This is a genomic window from Oceanobacillus sp. FSL K6-3682 (assembly GCF_037976165.1).
GTDB classification, from domain to species: Bacteria; Bacillota; Bacilli; order Bacillales; family Amphibacillaceae; genus Oceanobacillus; species Oceanobacillus sojae.
In genome coordinates, this window is sequence record NZ_CP150263.1 from 1,975,103 (window position 1) to 1,990,115 (window position 15,013).

Annotated in this window: 15 protein-coding genes and 1 riboswitch; of the genes, 14 read left to right on the forward strand and 1 reads right to left on the reverse strand. The window is 38.4% G+C overall.

Annotation, left to right across the window (positions count from 1 at the left end; all coding sequences use genetic code 11):
- The first annotated feature begins 615 nt into the window (after positions 1–615).
- The 3 genes from MHH51_RS09965 (at position 616) to MHH51_RS09975 (ending at position 3,187) form a co-directional block, all read left to right on the forward strand.
- Positions 616–999, forward strand: coding sequence for a VOC family protein (locus tag MHH51_RS09965; protein ID WP_339285873.1), 384 nt, complete (start codon positions 616–618; stop codon positions 997–999).
- 99 nt (positions 1,000–1,098) lie between these two features.
- Positions 1,099–1,200: riboswitch (purine riboswitch) on the forward strand.
- 116 nt (positions 1,201–1,316) lie between these two features.
- Positions 1,317–1,901: a xanthine phosphoribosyltransferase gene (locus tag MHH51_RS09970; RefSeq protein WP_339285874.1), complete on the forward strand. Its 585-nt coding sequence runs from the start codon at positions 1,317–1,319 to the stop codon at positions 1,899–1,901.
- Positions 1,901–3,187: a nucleobase:cation symporter-2 family protein gene (locus MHH51_RS09975; protein WP_147208266.1), complete on the forward strand. Its 1,287-nt coding sequence runs from the start codon at positions 1,901–1,903 to the stop codon at positions 3,185–3,187. The genes MHH51_RS09970 and MHH51_RS09975 overlap by 1 nt, the downstream gene beginning before the upstream one ends.
- A gap of 62 nt (positions 3,188–3,249) precedes the next feature.
- Here MHH51_RS09975 and MHH51_RS09980 read toward each other — a convergent pair whose 3' ends face one another.
- Positions 3,250–4,668, reverse strand: a complete 1,419-nt coding sequence (locus MHH51_RS09980) for a catalase (protein ID WP_339285875.1) — start codon at positions 4,666–4,668, stop codon at positions 3,250–3,252.
- A gap of 276 nt (positions 4,669–4,944) precedes the next feature.
- Between MHH51_RS09980 and MHH51_RS09985 the strand changes: the two genes are divergently transcribed.
- From MHH51_RS09985 to MHH51_RS10035, 11 genes are all read left to right on the forward strand, one after another.
- On the forward strand, positions 4,945–5,343 hold the full coding sequence (locus tag MHH51_RS09985) for a hypothetical protein (RefSeq protein ID WP_147208263.1): 399 nt from the start codon (positions 4,945–4,947) through the stop codon (positions 5,341–5,343).
- Positions 5,343–5,903, forward strand: coding sequence for a maltose acetyltransferase domain-containing protein (locus MHH51_RS09990; RefSeq protein WP_147208261.1), 561 nt, complete (start codon positions 5,343–5,345; stop codon positions 5,901–5,903). The genes MHH51_RS09985 and MHH51_RS09990 overlap by 1 nt, the downstream gene beginning before the upstream one ends.
- Positions 5,904–5,966: 63 nt before the next feature.
- Positions 5,967–6,497: a DNA-deoxyinosine glycosylase gene (locus MHH51_RS09995; RefSeq protein ID WP_186813521.1), complete on the forward strand. Its 531-nt coding sequence runs from the start codon at positions 5,967–5,969 to the stop codon at positions 6,495–6,497.
- Positions 6,497–7,570, forward strand: a complete 1,074-nt coding sequence (locus tag MHH51_RS10000; RefSeq protein WP_147208259.1) for a histidine kinase — start codon at positions 6,497–6,499, stop codon at positions 7,568–7,570. Before MHH51_RS09995 ends, MHH51_RS10000 begins: the two co-directional genes overlap by 1 nt.
- Positions 7,571–7,596: 26 nt before the next feature.
- Positions 7,597–8,235 (forward strand): response regulator transcription factor, encoded by a 639-nt coding sequence (locus MHH51_RS10005; RefSeq protein ID WP_147208257.1) that lies wholly within the window; start codon positions 7,597–7,599, stop codon positions 8,233–8,235.
- 298 nt (positions 8,236–8,533) lie between these two features.
- Complete coding sequence (locus MHH51_RS10010) at positions 8,534–9,352, forward strand: cytochrome c oxidase assembly protein (protein WP_147208255.1); 819 nt, start codon at positions 8,534–8,536, stop codon at positions 9,350–9,352.
- Between the two features lie 168 nt (positions 9,353–9,520).
- Complete coding sequence (locus MHH51_RS10015) at positions 9,521–10,453, forward strand: ABC transporter ATP-binding protein (protein ID WP_147208253.1); 933 nt, start codon at positions 9,521–9,523, stop codon at positions 10,451–10,453.
- 13 nt (positions 10,454–10,466) lie between these two features.
- Complete coding sequence (locus MHH51_RS10020) at positions 10,467–11,723, forward strand: ABC transporter permease (RefSeq protein ID WP_339285877.1); 1,257 nt, start codon at positions 10,467–10,469, stop codon at positions 11,721–11,723.
- Positions 11,720–12,832, forward strand: coding sequence for an ABC transporter permease (locus MHH51_RS10025; RefSeq protein WP_339285879.1), 1,113 nt, complete (start codon positions 11,720–11,722; stop codon positions 12,830–12,832). Before MHH51_RS10020 ends, MHH51_RS10025 begins: the two co-directional genes overlap by 4 nt.
- A gap of 231 nt (positions 12,833–13,063) precedes the next feature.
- Complete coding sequence (locus MHH51_RS10030) at positions 13,064–14,029, forward strand: alpha/beta hydrolase (RefSeq protein WP_147208247.1); 966 nt, start codon at positions 13,064–13,066, stop codon at positions 14,027–14,029.
- A 104-nt stretch (positions 14,030–14,133) separates the two neighbouring features.
- Positions 14,134–14,985, forward strand: coding sequence for an AraC family transcriptional regulator (locus MHH51_RS10035; protein ID WP_147208245.1), 852 nt, complete (start codon positions 14,134–14,136; stop codon positions 14,983–14,985).
- The last annotated feature ends 28 nt before the right edge of the window (positions 14,986–15,013 follow it).

Sequence of the window (15,013 nt, forward strand, 5' to 3'; positions counted from 1 at the left end):
TTTTTCGTAGTGCATATAAAAATGTCCCGTCACGATTACTTTCTGTTCATAAAAGCTATTCCCGATATTTACTATTCATGCTGTATCATTATTTAAATTGCCAAATCAACCATTTGAAACACTAAAATGGTCTTTTCATCAAACAAAAAGCAATTATTTCATCCAACCCCATCTGGATATGATTCCTTTCATTCGCTGTAGAAGCCTAACTGAGCGCAGACCAACCACGTAGACTCCTATGGGAACAGGGCGAGCTGAAGATCCACTTGAAAAGCGGTTTTCTTTTCAAGTTAGCTGAAGCCGTCCCCATGGAAAGCGTAGTGGTTGGTTGCAGGAGCTATACACAATTTCCATTTTCATAGAAGGATGATTTAACAAAATACAAGCGGAATAATGATTATGGAATAGTTAAGGTATAGATGTTTATTCTCAGGCGCGAAAGTTGAGTTAATCATAATAAAAATGATTAAATTTTAATTTATATAGGTCTCTTTTTAGTTGCTGTTTCAGTTATAACTAAAACAAATTGAAACAGATAATAAAATACGATTTTTCCTTCTTCCTGATCCCTGCTATGCTTATTATATGAATACTGTTTCAGGGAGGAGAATTAATATGACATTTCAATTAGAAAGAATAGACCATGTTCAGCTATCTGCACCAAAAGATTCTGAAGAGACAGCAATCAGGTTTTACAGTGATATCTTAGGCTTTAAGGAAGAAGAAAAACCGGAGACGTTAAAACCGAATGGGGGTGTCTGGTTCAGGAATGGTGAAATAGCCCTCCATATAGGAATTGAGGAGCCGTTTACTCCTTTGAAAAAAGCACACCCGGCATTTGAGGTATCAGGAATCGATGCATTGCAAACATATTTAGAAGGTGCAGGTATTTCAACAAAATGGGATAATAAACTTCCCAATGCTAAAAGATTCTATATAAATGATCCATTTGGTAACAGGATTGAATTTCTGGAATGGAAAAATAAAATAAACAACTAAAAAATTTTATCGAAATTATTTGAAAGATTTTAATTTTTTCCTAATCCTTGTTTTTGTGAATGTACGTGCTATACTAAAAGCATTCTTTAATTTTTAATTCAACCCAAAACGAATATTTTTCATATAATCGCGGGGATAAGGCCTGCAAGTTTCTACCGGTTTACCGTAAATAGACCGACTATGGAAAAGTATAAAAAAAGCTTGTGTTTTGTCACTAGACAATACTTGCTTTCTTGATCATTCGACAAGACGCTCGAAAATCTACTTTTCCCATTAGTAGATTTTTGGGCTTTTTTACATTTTAGGAGGAATCATTCATGGAATTACTGAAGGAAAAAATTATAGCAGAAGGAAAAGTCTTATCAGATGCGGTATTAAAAGTGGATGCTTTTTTAAACCATCAGATAGACCCTGTATTAATGCAAGAAATTGGGAAGGAATTCGCGAATCGATTCCGGGATAAAAAAATAACAAAAATTCTTACGTTAGAATCATCAGGAATTGCTCCTGCGACAATGGCAGGCCTGGAGTTGGGGGTTCCTGTGATTTTTGCAAGAAAACGGCAATCATTGACTTTAACAGATAATCTTCTGACCGCAGAGGTTTATTCCTTTACAAAGCAGACAACGAGCAAGGTTTCTGTTTCTCATGACTTTATTAAAGAAGGCGATAACCTGCTGGTTATTGATGATTTCTTAGCCAATGGACAGGCAGCTCTTGGATTATTGGATATTGCTGAGCAGGCAAAAGCAACTGTTGCCGGTATCGGAATTGTTATAGAAAAAGGATTTCAGGAAGGCGGACAGGCTCTTCGCGAAAAAGGAATTACTGTAGAGTCATTGGCTATTATCGAGTCATTGGAAAATAAGCAAGTGGTTTTTAAAGAGGAGGCTCATCAGTAATGAAAATGGCAGCATTGGGTTTACAGCACCTATTAGCGATGTATGCCGGAGCGATTTTAGTACCGCTTATTGTCGGAGCTGAGTTAGGGCTGACTACCGAGCAATTAACGTATCTGGTAGCTATTGATATTTTAATGTGCGGAATAGCCACGCTTCTTCAGGTTATGAACAGCAAGTATATTGGTATTGGATTGCCGGTTGTATTAGGATGTACCTTTACCGCTGTTGCACCAATGATTGCTATCGGAGGACAGTACGGTATCTCCGCTATCTATGGCGCAATTATTGTATCTGGATTATTTGTATTCTTAATAAGCGGATTCTTTGGTAAGCTTGTCCGCTTCTTCCCGCCGGTAGTGACAGGATCTGTTGTAACGATTATTGGAATTACTCTGATTCCTGTAGCAATTAATAATTTAGGCGGCGGAGAAGGAGCAGCGGATTTTGGTTCATTTGCTAATATCGCACTTGGATTTGGAACATTATTATTTATCATTTTAATGTATCGATTTACAACTGGATTTGTGAAATCTATCTCTATATTAATTGGTTTAGGTGCTGGAACGATTGCTGCCGGGTTTATGGGAAGAGTTGATTTTTCAGCCGTTGCAGAAGCTTCTTATTTCCATATGGTGCACCCTTTCTACTTTGGAACACCGACATTTGAATGGTCAGCGATTATTACAATGATTTTAGTAGCAATGGTATCTCTCGTAGAATCAACAGGTGTTTATTTTGCTTTGGGTGATATTACGAAGAAAAAATTAACAGAAAAAGATTTATCCAAAGGATATCGTGCAGAGGGCTTAGCAATTTTACTCGGAGGAATATTCAATGCATTTCAATATACTGCTTTTTCTCAAAACGTTGGTCTTATGCAGATGACCGGTGTAAAAAAACGCAGTGTTATTGTTATCACTGGTTCTATGCTGGTTGTATTAGGATTCATCCCTAAAATTGCTGCTGTTACAACAATTATTCCGACTTCGGTATTAGGCGGAGCGATGCTGGCAATGTTTGGGATGGTCGTAGCACAGGGGATTAAAATGCTTGGTGCAGTCATTTCAGAGTCGACGGAAAATTCGATGATTATTGCATGTTCAGTTGGCATGGGACTCGGTGTTACAGTTGTACCGGAATTGTTTGATATACTGCCATCTTCGTTACAAATTTTAACGAGTAACGGTATTGTAGCGGGAAGTGTTACAGCAATTGTTTTAAATATTATATTTAACATGACTCCACGACGTAAAACGGAAACTGGAGAACTGGCAAAAGAAGTATAATAAAAAAGTACAAACGATAAGAAAAACTACTGATTTCTTCAATGAATCAGTAGTTTTTTAATTTACTGGCGTAATCCTTCCGATACACGTTTACCCAGCTCAGGGGAAGCAAGAGATAGATATTCAATCACCTTCGTTTGTAAGTCTCTGCGTACTCCTGTCAGTGCGGCGACAAGGTTCGAGACAAGATGAGATTTTCCTGTTGGCGATAACGATTGATAGAACTCTCCAGCTTGAGAAAAATCATCCTGTTTTGCTTTTGGTATATCTGAACGCACGAGTCTCCCTTCTACAAATTCTCCTTCTCCACTTGTCTGCAAATCATCTGGCTGCCAATGCTTCTGATCATTTATTGGCACTTTACGGAATTGCGGTCCAATCCGATAACGTTGGGAATCCCAATATATATTCGACCGCCCTTGTAATATCTTATCAAATGACAACTCCGCTCCATCTAATAAATTTGAAGGTGAAAAGGCAATCTTTTCTACTTGTTCCATGTAATTGTCAGGATTGCGGTTGAGTACCATCTTGCCGACAGGGTGGAAAGGTAATAATTCCTCATCCCACACTTTTGTATCATCAAGCGGATCAAATGGCAGTTTTTCTGCATCCTCGAGGTCTAAAATTTGAACGTACAAACCGTATTCTACGGATTCTCCTCCGGCAATTGTCTGGAAGAGATCTTCAGCGGCATAGTCCGGGTTCATCGCTGCAAGCTTCTCTGCCTCTTCATTTGTAATATATTCCACACCATCAAATGGAACCCAGAGGTATTTAATGTAGTGGCGCTTTCCCTGTGCATTTCGCCATACGTACGTACTGACACTGTGGCCAGGAATCCGCCGCAGACTTTTGATTGTACCATGATCAGAATAAAGCTGGACGAAAAAATTAATGGACTCTGGAGTGGTGGCGACAAATTCCCAAACCCGGTTCGGATCCATTAAATTGTTCTTTGGTGAGGGCGACATTACTTCCACGCTTTCTGCAAAACGTCTAGGATCGCGTAACGAAAAGATAGGGATATGGTTGCAAATAAGGTCAAAGATTCCATCGTCTGTATAGAATTTCGTTGAAAATCCATGAACGTTTCGTAACGTGTCTGGAGTGCCTTTATTGCTCGCTCCGAGCGAAAAACGGACTGCGACAGGAACGGTTGTACCAGCCTGCTGCAGAAAGGGAAGCTTGGTATATTCGCTCATACTATTCAATGTTTCGAAATAACCGAAAGCCCCTGTCCCTTTCACATGTAAAGGCCGCTCCACAATCTTCGAGTGAACAAGTGTTTCCAACGATTCATGCAAAATACTATCTTGCTCAAGTACCGGGCCTTCCTTACCAACCGTCTGTGAATATAATAATTCAGGATTATCCGGCTGCTTAGGTTGACGAACAGGCTGCTTGTTTCCTGTTGATACTGCTGTTTTTCGCACAGGTATGCGTCTTTTTTGTTGAGGATTTTGATTATTATCGGTCATTATTTCCTCCTTGTAAAAAATGATCTACTTTATATTGTTATGAATGGGACTTGTATCAATATGCATTATTAACGGGAAATAATCGGATTGATTAGAAAAGTAAATGGTGAGAAATAGATACGGAAGGTTGAAAAGGAGCACCTAATAAACTGCAGCTTTAAAATTTTTAAGGAGGATAAGCAGGTAGTTCATTTGATTGCTAGCATTTGAGAGCAACCTGAGCTAAAATCAAAGTATATCTTTTTTATGTAAACTAATGAAGGAGGAAGTGCAGGAATGACTGATTTGTCAAATGGTACACTATTTATCTATGGACTTATAATATTAACAGCATTGCTGATTGGTATCATTCAATGGGTGAGAAGGCGTTATGAAGTGTTAGCGGTTTTAGCTATTATTTTATCTCTTTTATTGCCGCTTGTGAGCTTTTTATATAGTATTAATCGACCAGAAGGTATGAATGAAATAGCTTATATATGGCAGCAGGCCAGAGGAAGAAGCGGTATTGGTGTTTTTCTTTTATTAGGATATCTGTATATCCTTTTTTGGATATTCTTTGGTCCTGAATTAAAAAAACTATATACATTTATTTCCGATAAAATAAAAAGGATAATTCGCTGGTGGAAAAATCGCGAGCAGAGACAAAATAAGAATAAGATGAAAGAGGAGATATAATGTCAATAGAAAAAGAGAAAATGAAAGCAGGAGAATTATATGATCCGGCAGACAGCGAACTTGTAAAAGATCGGCTTCATGTCCGGAAAATGATGCGTTATTATAATGCGCTCACAGAGGATGACACTGTCAGACGCACAAGCTGTCTGAAAGAAATATTTGGATCAACAGGAGAATCCCTTTTTATTGAGCCTGATTTTCACTGTGATTATGGCTATAATATTCATGTTGGAGAGAATTTTTACGCAAATTTTAATTGTGTCATGTTAGATATCTGTCCGATTCGTATTGGTGATAATTGTATGCTTGCACCAGGGGTACATATTTATACAGCCACTCATCCAATTCACCCTGAGGAACGCAATTCTGGAATAGAATTTGGAAAAGCAGTGACTATAGGCAATAATGTGTGGGTCGGCGGCGGAGCAATAATTAATCCCGGTGTAACAATTGGAGATAACACAATAATTGCCTCTGGTTCAGTCGTGACAAAGGATGTACCTGCAAATGTTATTTATGGTGGAAACCCGGCTAAGTTTATTAAAAGTGTAGAGCTGTAGAAGCAGTTCTGCAAAATTCCAGGTTTATTCTTTTGTAGTCAAAGATTAGTGAGGAGGGTCATTATGGCTAAGCTTCAATCGTTTGCGCCTGTTATCGGCAATAAGCCGAGAGTTCTTATTGTTGGTTCCATGCCAAGCATAAAATCGCTGGAGGAGCAGGAGTACTACGGAAATCCCAGAAACCATTTCTGGCCAATAATGTATCGTATTTTAGAGGATAAGCCGGCTGAAACTTATGCTGAAAAAATACACTTGATTAAGAAAAATCACATAGCATTATGGGATACAATTGGGTATTGTTACCGGCAGGGAAGCCTGGATATACATATTGAAGAAGAAGAGCCTAATGATATTGCGGGTCTTTTAGAAGAATATCCAACCATACAGCTTATTGCCTGCAATGGAACGAAGGCCTATCAAATGTATAAGAAGTTTATCTCTCCACTATTGCAGCAGGAAATCGATGTTATCAAGCTCCCTTCCACAAGTCCTGTTCCAGGGAAGTATAATAAAACGTTCGAAGAAAAAATAGAATCCTGGAGTGTCATTACAAATTACTTAGATGTTATAAAGTCTTACGAAGAGGAGATATAATGAAACTATTCTGGCTGCAATTTGTGCTTTTTTCAATATTATGGATTGGTTTACTCCTATTCAGCAGTAAGTTCATCCCTTATCATTTCTTTTTATTTGCGCTGAGCCTGGCTTCGTTTTTCCTGCTGTCATTCCGTACAAAACGGCTGTATCTATTACTCGGAAATATTATTATTATATTATGTGCTGGATTCTTTTTCTCTGAAAATGTTTTATTTTCTACTGGTTTAGTATGGTTACTTTTGTTATTAGCCGCCAGACAGCTACATACAAATGCATACTATATCCTTTTATCGGGGGCCGTTATTACCTGTCTGTTATTTTCATTTATTCCATCCATCTCCTATGCACTGTTTCTGGGAAGTGTTTTTGTTTTTGCGTTAAGCTTTCTCCTGCATAAACAATGGAGCAAAGATCAATATTATAAAAATTTATATGATAAGTTAAGTGATTCCTATCGGCAATTGAAGCGGCTTCATCTTACAGCTGAAGAAAATGCTAAGATAGAAGAAAGAACACGTATTGCCAGAGATATGCATGATTCTGTCGGACATCATTTAACCGCATTAATCATGCAAATAGAGATGCTGTCTATTAAGTACCCAGATTTAGAATTAGGACAAATGAAGGGGTTAGCGAATAGAAGCTTACAGGAAACAAGAGACGCTGTAAAAGCATTAAAAGAGGAAGAAACGGAAGGAATAGCAACCGTAGTCTATCTAATTCGAAAATTAGAAAGTGAAAGTCATTTGAATGTACATTTCACAATGAAAAATGGTGTATTATCTGTGCCAATATCGAATGTCAAAAGTGTACTTCTTTACAGAGTTATTCAAGAGGGGATTACCAATGCCATGCGTCACGCAAACAGTCGTGAAGTCCATGTGACATTAAGCAAATCTGCAGATGGAGCAATTCAATTTGAAATAACGAATGCAATTTATGAGGTGAAGGCTTTTGAACCGGGATTTGGTCTGACAAATATGCGGAGCCGTATTGAAGAACAAGATGGTAAATTAGAGATCATTCAATTGCCGGATAAATTTGTTTTATCAGGCAGGATTCCCGGATAACATACAGTAATAGGAGATGATAATGGATGTTTCACGTTATGCTTGTAGAAGATCAGGAGATTGTACGGCAAGGATTGCGAATGATTCTCGAACAGGATAACGAAATCCGTGTGAGCTGTGAAGCAAGTAATGGATTAGAGGCTATAGAGAAGATGGCAGCTCATCGAGTTGACGTTATTTTTATGGATATCCGTATGCCGGATATGAATGGAATTGAAGCAACGAGAAAAATAAAAGATCAGTGGCCAGAAACAGCTATTTTAATCTTAACCACCTTTAACGATGATGAATATGCACTGGAAGCGCTTAACGAAGGAGCGAGCGGTTTCTTATTGAAAACCTCTGACGGAAAAAAGCTTATTGAAGCTGTTTACAGTGTGATGAAGGGCGGCGTAGTGCTGCATGACGAAGTAACAGCAAAAGTAATGCCGAGATTATTGAAGCAATCTAAAAAAGCAGCTGCCGCCCCGCATGTTGATCTTACGGAAAGAGAGCGGGCGATTACGAAACGGATTGGACAGGGAAAAACGAATAAAGAAATCGCTGCGGAACTGTATCTATCCATAGGAACTGTTAAAAATCATATTTCTGTTATTCTTCAAAAGACAGGTCAGAGAGATCGGACACAGCTTGCTATTTATGCAGTAACGCATGACATTTCCTGAAAGAGAATGTCAAGAAATTGTACGTTTTTCTACGGATGTCAGGTGTTGCATATTTTATAATGAAACAAGGAACATCAGTGTTGAGGGTACAGCGGGTTTCGCCTCATCCATCTGTATTAGCGAACAAGATGGCCGGGTGTTTTGCCAATGATTGTTTTGCGGGGGTTCGTCCCGGTCTTAAGCTCTGATGAGAATGAAGTTGACTTATATTGTCATCGGAAATTTGAAACACTTTGAGATTTTAATAACGAGTAGTTCAAGGTTGAAGTAATCTTAATTGAAGTTTGGTGAAGGATTTATGATTGAAATATTTTTAGATGAATTTCATTTTTCTACACTGTGGAACGGCGGAATCTTCTTATTTTGTGCATTTATTATTATTTGTTACTTTTTTATGATTCCTTCCAAGGGGAAAGTCAAGGCGATACATACAATCTCTTTCCTATTGGGTATGACTGTTCTATTTTTAGCTGCAGGAAGTCCGCTGAATATTATTGGCAGACTGACACTGCAGGCGCATATGTATCAAATTGTCGGCTTGCTGTTTGTGGCAGCACCGCTGCTGGTTATTGGCTGGAGACCGAAATCGTGGATCAGCCAAAAAATAAGCTGGATGCAGAGAATGCTTGATTATCTCAGAAAACCGGCAGCAGCTATTATAATACTGACTGTCTTTTTTTACAGCTATCATATGCCATTTATGTTTGACATTGCCCGTATGGAGTTATATTGGAATCATTTCTTTATGCTGGGTTTATTTATAGCAGCTTTAAATTTCTGGTCTGCATTTTTCTATTATTGGCTGGATAATCGTGTCAGATGGTATGCAATGGCGATACAAATTTCTGCTTTTCTGCCATATTGTTTTTATGGATTATTAGCAAGTACAGGTATTTATCAAACTTACAATGATCCTGCTGTATTTCTGGAATCATTAAAAGTCTGTATTCCAGTTGACCTGCAGATGCCCGATGAATTTTATATAGGCTTTTTACCGTTCGACCCGGTTTATGAGCAGCAAATGGGGATTTTAATTTTTCTATTCAGTATTGCACTGGTATCTGTTATTACTTTGGTTTGGTCACAGCGGCAATTTAAGAATGAAAAAGCATTATAAACTTTAAAACAGCAGAACTGATTTTTCAGCTCTGCTGTTTTTCTATTCTATTATCTCAAAAAAATGACTGGAGTCACTTTTTTTCAGAGTGATTAGTGACGAGAGGTAGTGTTTCTTTGTTTCAAAAGACTATAAAATATAAGTAGATTCTCGTGAGGAGGGAATATCGTGCTGGAATTAGTTGATATTTCAAAGCGTTTTAAAAAAATAGAAGCAGTAAAGTCATTAAATATGTTTATCGAACAAGGGGAGATTGTTGGGTTGCTCGGGCCGAATGGAGCTGGAAAGTCAACGGCGATCTCTATACTTTCTACGTTAATTGAACCAACACAGGGAGACGTGCGTTTTTTAAAAGAGTCTGTTATCCAAAAGCCTGCTCCGTTACGGAAAGCCATCGGGGTTGTTCCCCAGGAAATTGCGCTATACCCGCAGCTGTCAGCGGAGGAAAATCTGCTTTTCTTTGGAAGAATCTATCGATTGAAAGGATCAAAATTAAAACAGCGTGTCAATGAAATTTTAGAGCTGATTGGTTTAACAGAGAAAAGAAAAGCACTTGTGGATTCTTTTTCAGGTGGAATGAAAAGACGCTTGAACATTGGAGTTGCGATGCTTCATAATCCCCAAATCCTGATTATGGATGAACCGACTGTGGGAATTGATCCGCAATCAAGAAGCTATATTTTAGAGACGGTAAAGCGTTTGAACAAGGAGCACCAAATGACGGTCGTCTATACAAGTCATTACATGGAAGAAGTCGATTATCTGTGTGATCGTATTTACATTATGGACCAGGGGAATTTAATTGCTTCTGGTACCAAAGAGGAAATTAAGCAGATTCTTTCCTCAGAAAATACAATTTCCATTCAGGCTGATCGTTGGAACAGTATGTTTATTGCACAGTTAAAGGGACATGAATCCATTACGAAGGTTCATGTTGAGGAAGATGAGATTACATTAATTACACCAAAGGAAGTCAATCTGTTTTCCGAAATTATTTCCATGACGGAAGAATACGGGATTGCTTTACGCTCACTGCATGTAAAGTCCCCGACATTAGAAGATGTGTTCCTGCACTTAACTGGAAGAGCATTACGCGATTAAAGGAGGGGTTTCTATGTTATTTCAATTAATTAAAAAACAATTGCTCCTGCTATGGCGTAATCCAGTCCAAATTTTTTTACTTTTGGGATTACCGATTATACTCATTCTTATTTTAAGTATTGCATTAGCTGGCTTTATGGAAAGTGGCAGTCCAAAACTTGAATTAAAAGTAGCCTGGCTGGAGCATGAGGATGAATCGAAACAGATAGAGCGATTTATTAATGAAATGGATGCGCTTGGTGTACCGGCAGAGACTTTTGGTAACAGTGAAGATATGCAAATGATTACGATGCTTAGAGAGGATATTTTTCAAGGGGAAGATTTGCAGGAAATGATCGAATTAAATGTTATTCATGAAGATGAAAAAGCAGATGTGCTTGCAGATGATTCCTATTCAGGTCTAATCGAGGTTCCGGAAAACTTCACCTATGATATGTTGCAGAGTATCTCTGAACAAGGCGGTGAAAGACCTGAAATAACGTTGCATGTCAATCAGGAAGATGGCATTTATTCATCTGTCTTATCGCAAATTTTAGAACAATTTGATGAGAATCTGACAACACAGACCTTCCTTCAGCAGAATGGTCTTGATGTAGACATGGAAGAAATGCAGGCGGCAGCAAGTGTCGGGGAGCAAACACAAATTGATCAAATGGAGCCGATTTCTTCGCGCGATTATTATACCATAGCAATGGCTGTCTTTACCGGATTATATGTTGCTTCCACAATTGGATTCTTTGCAACCAGAGAAAGACAGGATCAGGTATTTGATCGTATTATTGTCGGCGATATGTCAAGGTGGCTGTATTTCCTTAGTATTTTAATTTCGGGTACGATTATTGCCTTTATTCAATTATTATTTCTCTTTTGTTTTTCGTATTTTGTATTCCAGGTTAGTTTCAATGACATTCTGACATTTTTGATTACTACCATCTCTTATGCTATTGCTGTAGGGGGAATTACTGTTTTATTGACGGCTATCAGCTACCGTTTTAAATCAGATGCGATCATCGGATTTTTTTCAGGAGTAGTAACCTCTATCTTAGCATTTATCGGAGGAAGCTTTTTCCCAATTGGAGAATTATCGGAAACCATAGCGCGCTTAGGTAATTTGACGCCGAACGGATCTGGATTGAGTGCTTATATCCAAATACTCCGTGGGAGCGGCTTGGAGGATGTTGCCAATTATCTTATCTATATGATCAGTTTTGGTGTTGTAATGATTATTGTGGCTGCAATGAGCTTTCCAAAAAGGGGGTCAACACGATGAAAGGGATACTCTTAGCGCGGGTACGTGAATTTATTCGTAATCCATTTACTTTCCTCCTTTTTACAGGAATGTCTATTGTATTTGCCTGGGTGATTTCATCTATGAACGTTGGTGGCGGGGGAGGAGGTCTTCCGGTACCGGTATATGTAGAAGAAGGAGCTGACGGCTATCAGAGTTTTCTTGAACAACAGGAGGCTTTTCAATTTTATCCAGTAGATAAAGAAACGTTAGAAGAAGAGCTCAGGGAAGGCGAAGCAGATACGGGTGTCATTTTATCTAAAAATCGGTTTGATATTTTAGTAGGTGTAGAATCACCGAATGCTGGTCTGATTCAACAAACGGTTCAGGAGGTATATACAACAGATATTCAGGAAACGTTAATCGAAGATACAGCTGATGCAGCGGGGATGGAGGCAGATCAAGCTGTTTCAGCCTACAAAGAAACATTATCTGATGGAACATTCGATTTGGCTGTAAACAGCTTTTCAGGGGAAGAGTCGTGGAAATACGATGATAATGTTCATCGTATCGGCGGCTTTGCATTATTTTTCGCAATTTATACCATTGCATATGGAGTAGTGAAAATTTTGACAGAGAAGCGGATGGGTGTCTGGGACCGAATAATTTTATCGCCGGTAAAAAAATCAGAAATGTATATTGCTAATCTGCTATACAGCTTTATCGAGGGATATCTGCAAATTTTAATTATTTTCAGTGTCTTCTATTTCTGGCGAGGGATTACCTTCAATGATCAGATGATTGAAATCTTACTGATGTTAATTCCATATGCTTTAGCAATTGTTGCTATGTCAATTTTAATTACAGCGCTTGTTAAAAATGTGGAGCAATTTAATGCAGCAATCAGCATTATTACAGTAAGTTTAGCGATGATTGGCGGGGCATTTTGGCCGCTGGAAATTGTCAGTAATCCTGTTTTACTGTTTTTAGCCAAGCTGAATCCAATTAAATATGGATTGGATATTATCCAAGGAGCGGCAGTATATGGATACTCTTTTACGGAGCTTCTGCAGCCGATCAGTATATTGACATTGATGGCTGTTTTATTTACCGGAATCGGCATTCATTTAATGGAAAAACGTCATATTTAATTAAGAAAGTCGATAAAACGTAGAAGAATTTGTATTCATACAGGTTCTTCTACGTTTTTATGTATCTAAGGGTATGAAAAATCAGGAGAATTTAAGAGATGAATGACTTAAGAAATGCCTATCTATTCTATAAAAATGTCATAATATCTCCCATAACTTGGATTATATACATAAGTGAATTTCTTGTATAATGAAATAGAAAGATAGACAGATAGAAAAGAGGGTCATGGTGTGAAGAAAAAGAAAAAATGGATTTGGATTATTTCAGGGATAGTTGTCATACTCCTTATTATAAATTTTGCAGCTGCCGTTTTCTTTTATAATCTCGCCGTTGAGCGTAATGTAAAGGATTTTTTGAACGGAAATACTGATTTAGAGGTTGAGGCAGAGACTTTGGATATATTACTGGAGGGAGATTGGCGTGACTGGTCGGATGAACAGCCATTTGAAACATGGCATCAGACTTCCTTTGACGGACTTGACTTGCAGGGATACTACCTGGAGGCAAAACAGCCGACGAAGAAAGTAGTTATTTTCGCTCATGGCTACTTAGGGCGCGGAAAGGATATGTCTTTATTTGGTCAGCATTATTATGAGGACCTGGGATATAATGTTTTTACTGCAGACATGCGCGGGCATGGAGAAAGTGAAGGAGATTATATTGGTTTTGGCTGGCATGACCGTCTGGACTTAATCAACTGGATTGATCAGGTTATTGAAAGGGTTGGTGATGACGCGGAAATTGTACTTCACGGCGTTTCTATGGGGGGATCCACTGTTTTAATGGCGAGTGGAGAAGAGCTTCCTGCTAATGTGAAAGCAATTGTAGCAGATGCATCTTATACAGATGCCAATGATCTATTCGCTTATCATCTTGACCGGATGTTCCATCTGCCAGCGTTCCCGTTTATTCCGTCTACCAGTCTGGTAACACAGATTCGGGCCGGCTATGATTTGAAGGAAGCCTCTGCACTGGATCAGGTCGAAAAGGCAAAAGTCCCGATTTTATTTATTCATGGAAAAAAGGATGTCTTTGTGCCGACAGAAATGACAGAGGAGCTTTATGAAAACACAAAAACTGAGAAAGAACTTTTACTTGTGGATGGTGCAAGCCATGGAGAATCCTTTGTGAAGGACGAAACACTATATAAGAAAACTTTGGATGAATTTTTAGAGCGTTTTGTAAAGGAAGACTAGCAAAGACGCGGCAGATGGTTACCTATAAATCTGTCAAAGGTGAGCACGGAAGAACAGGATTTCATCGGGAAGTCTTGCTAAGATGTCATTAAGGGGTGAATCACTTGATGTGGGTGAAATCAATACAAACAGCTTTGAATTATATGGAAGAAAAAATGTTGGAGGAGCTATCCATTGAAGAAATTGCAAAGCAGGCGAATTTTTCCGTGTTTCATTTTCAAAGAACATTTAATATAATGACAGGAATCACAATTGCAGAGTATATTCGACGGCGTCGCCTGACCTTAGCAGCCAATGAGTTAAGAAAATCAGATGAAAGGATTATAGATATTGCCCACAAATATGGGTATGAAACCCCGGAAGCTTTCTCGAAAGCATTTCGTAAACAGCATGGAATTACACCAAGAGAGGCGCGGAAGTATTCAGGAAACTTCACATCATATAACCGCCTGGTTATTCAGGTGAATTTAAAAGGGGAGAATCCTATGAACTACAAGATTGTTGACCATGAGGCATTTAAGGTGATTGGAGTAAGAAAAGAATTTTCATTAATTAACGAGCAAAATCTGACTGGAATTTCTGAGATGTGGCAGTTGGCGCATACAGATGGTACAGATGAATTATTAAGCAGTCTGAATAATGGACCAGTACAAGGTGTTATAGGTGTATGTGATGATAAAAATGATAAATCCATTGACTATTGGATTGGAACAGCTTATCAGAATGAAACACCAGAAAGGTTTGAAGCCACGGAGATTCCGGCATCTAAGTGGGCGATATTTGAAGTTCATGGAGCAATGCCTAATGCTATTCAAAAAGTGTGGAAGCAAATATTTTCAGAATGGTTTCCGTCTAGTAATTATGAGCATGCAGGTACACCAGAATTAGAAGTGTATTCAGATGGTGATGCTTCTGAAGAGAACTATTATTCAGAAATTTGGATTCCGGTTAAATAGGCAGGCATTATATTAGAATGAAATAAAA

Bases quoted from the DNA above. Each gene is read 5' to 3' on its own strand.
- MHH51_RS10020 (WP_339285877.1), top strand. From the start codon at position 10,467: ATGTTATTTCAATTAATTAAAAAACAATTGCTCCTGCTATGGCGTAAT.
- MHH51_RS09980 (WP_339285875.1), bottom strand. From the start codon at position 4,668: ATGACCGATAATAATCAAAATCCTCAACAAAAAAGACGCATACCTGTG.
- MHH51_RS10025 (WP_339285879.1), top strand. From the start codon at position 11,720: ATGAAAGGGATACTCTTAGCGCGGGTACGTGAATTTATTCGTAATCCA.
- MHH51_RS10010 (WP_147208255.1), top strand. From the start codon at position 8,534: ATGATTGAAATATTTTTAGATGAATTTCATTTTTCTACACTGTGGAAC.
- MHH51_RS09995 (WP_186813521.1), top strand. From the start codon at position 5,967: ATGGCTAAGCTTCAATCGTTTGCGCCTGTTATCGGCAATAAGCCGAGA.
- MHH51_RS09985 (WP_147208263.1), top strand. From the start codon at position 4,945: ATGACTGATTTGTCAAATGGTACACTATTTATCTATGGACTTATAATA.
- MHH51_RS10000 (WP_147208259.1), top strand. From the start codon at position 6,497: ATGAAACTATTCTGGCTGCAATTTGTGCTTTTTTCAATATTATGGATT.
- MHH51_RS09970 (WP_339285874.1), top strand. From the start codon at position 1,317: ATGGAATTACTGAAGGAAAAAATTATAGCAGAAGGAAAAGTCTTATCA.
- MHH51_RS09965 (WP_339285873.1), top strand. From the start codon at position 616: ATGACATTTCAATTAGAAAGAATAGACCATGTTCAGCTATCTGCACCA.
- MHH51_RS09990 (WP_147208261.1), top strand. From the start codon at position 5,343: ATGTCAATAGAAAAAGAGAAAATGAAAGCAGGAGAATTATATGATCCG.
- MHH51_RS09975 (WP_147208266.1), top strand. From the start codon at position 1,901: ATGAAAATGGCAGCATTGGGTTTACAGCACCTATTAGCGATGTATGCC.
- MHH51_RS10005 (WP_147208257.1), top strand. From the start codon at position 7,597: ATGTTTCACGTTATGCTTGTAGAAGATCAGGAGATTGTACGGCAAGGA.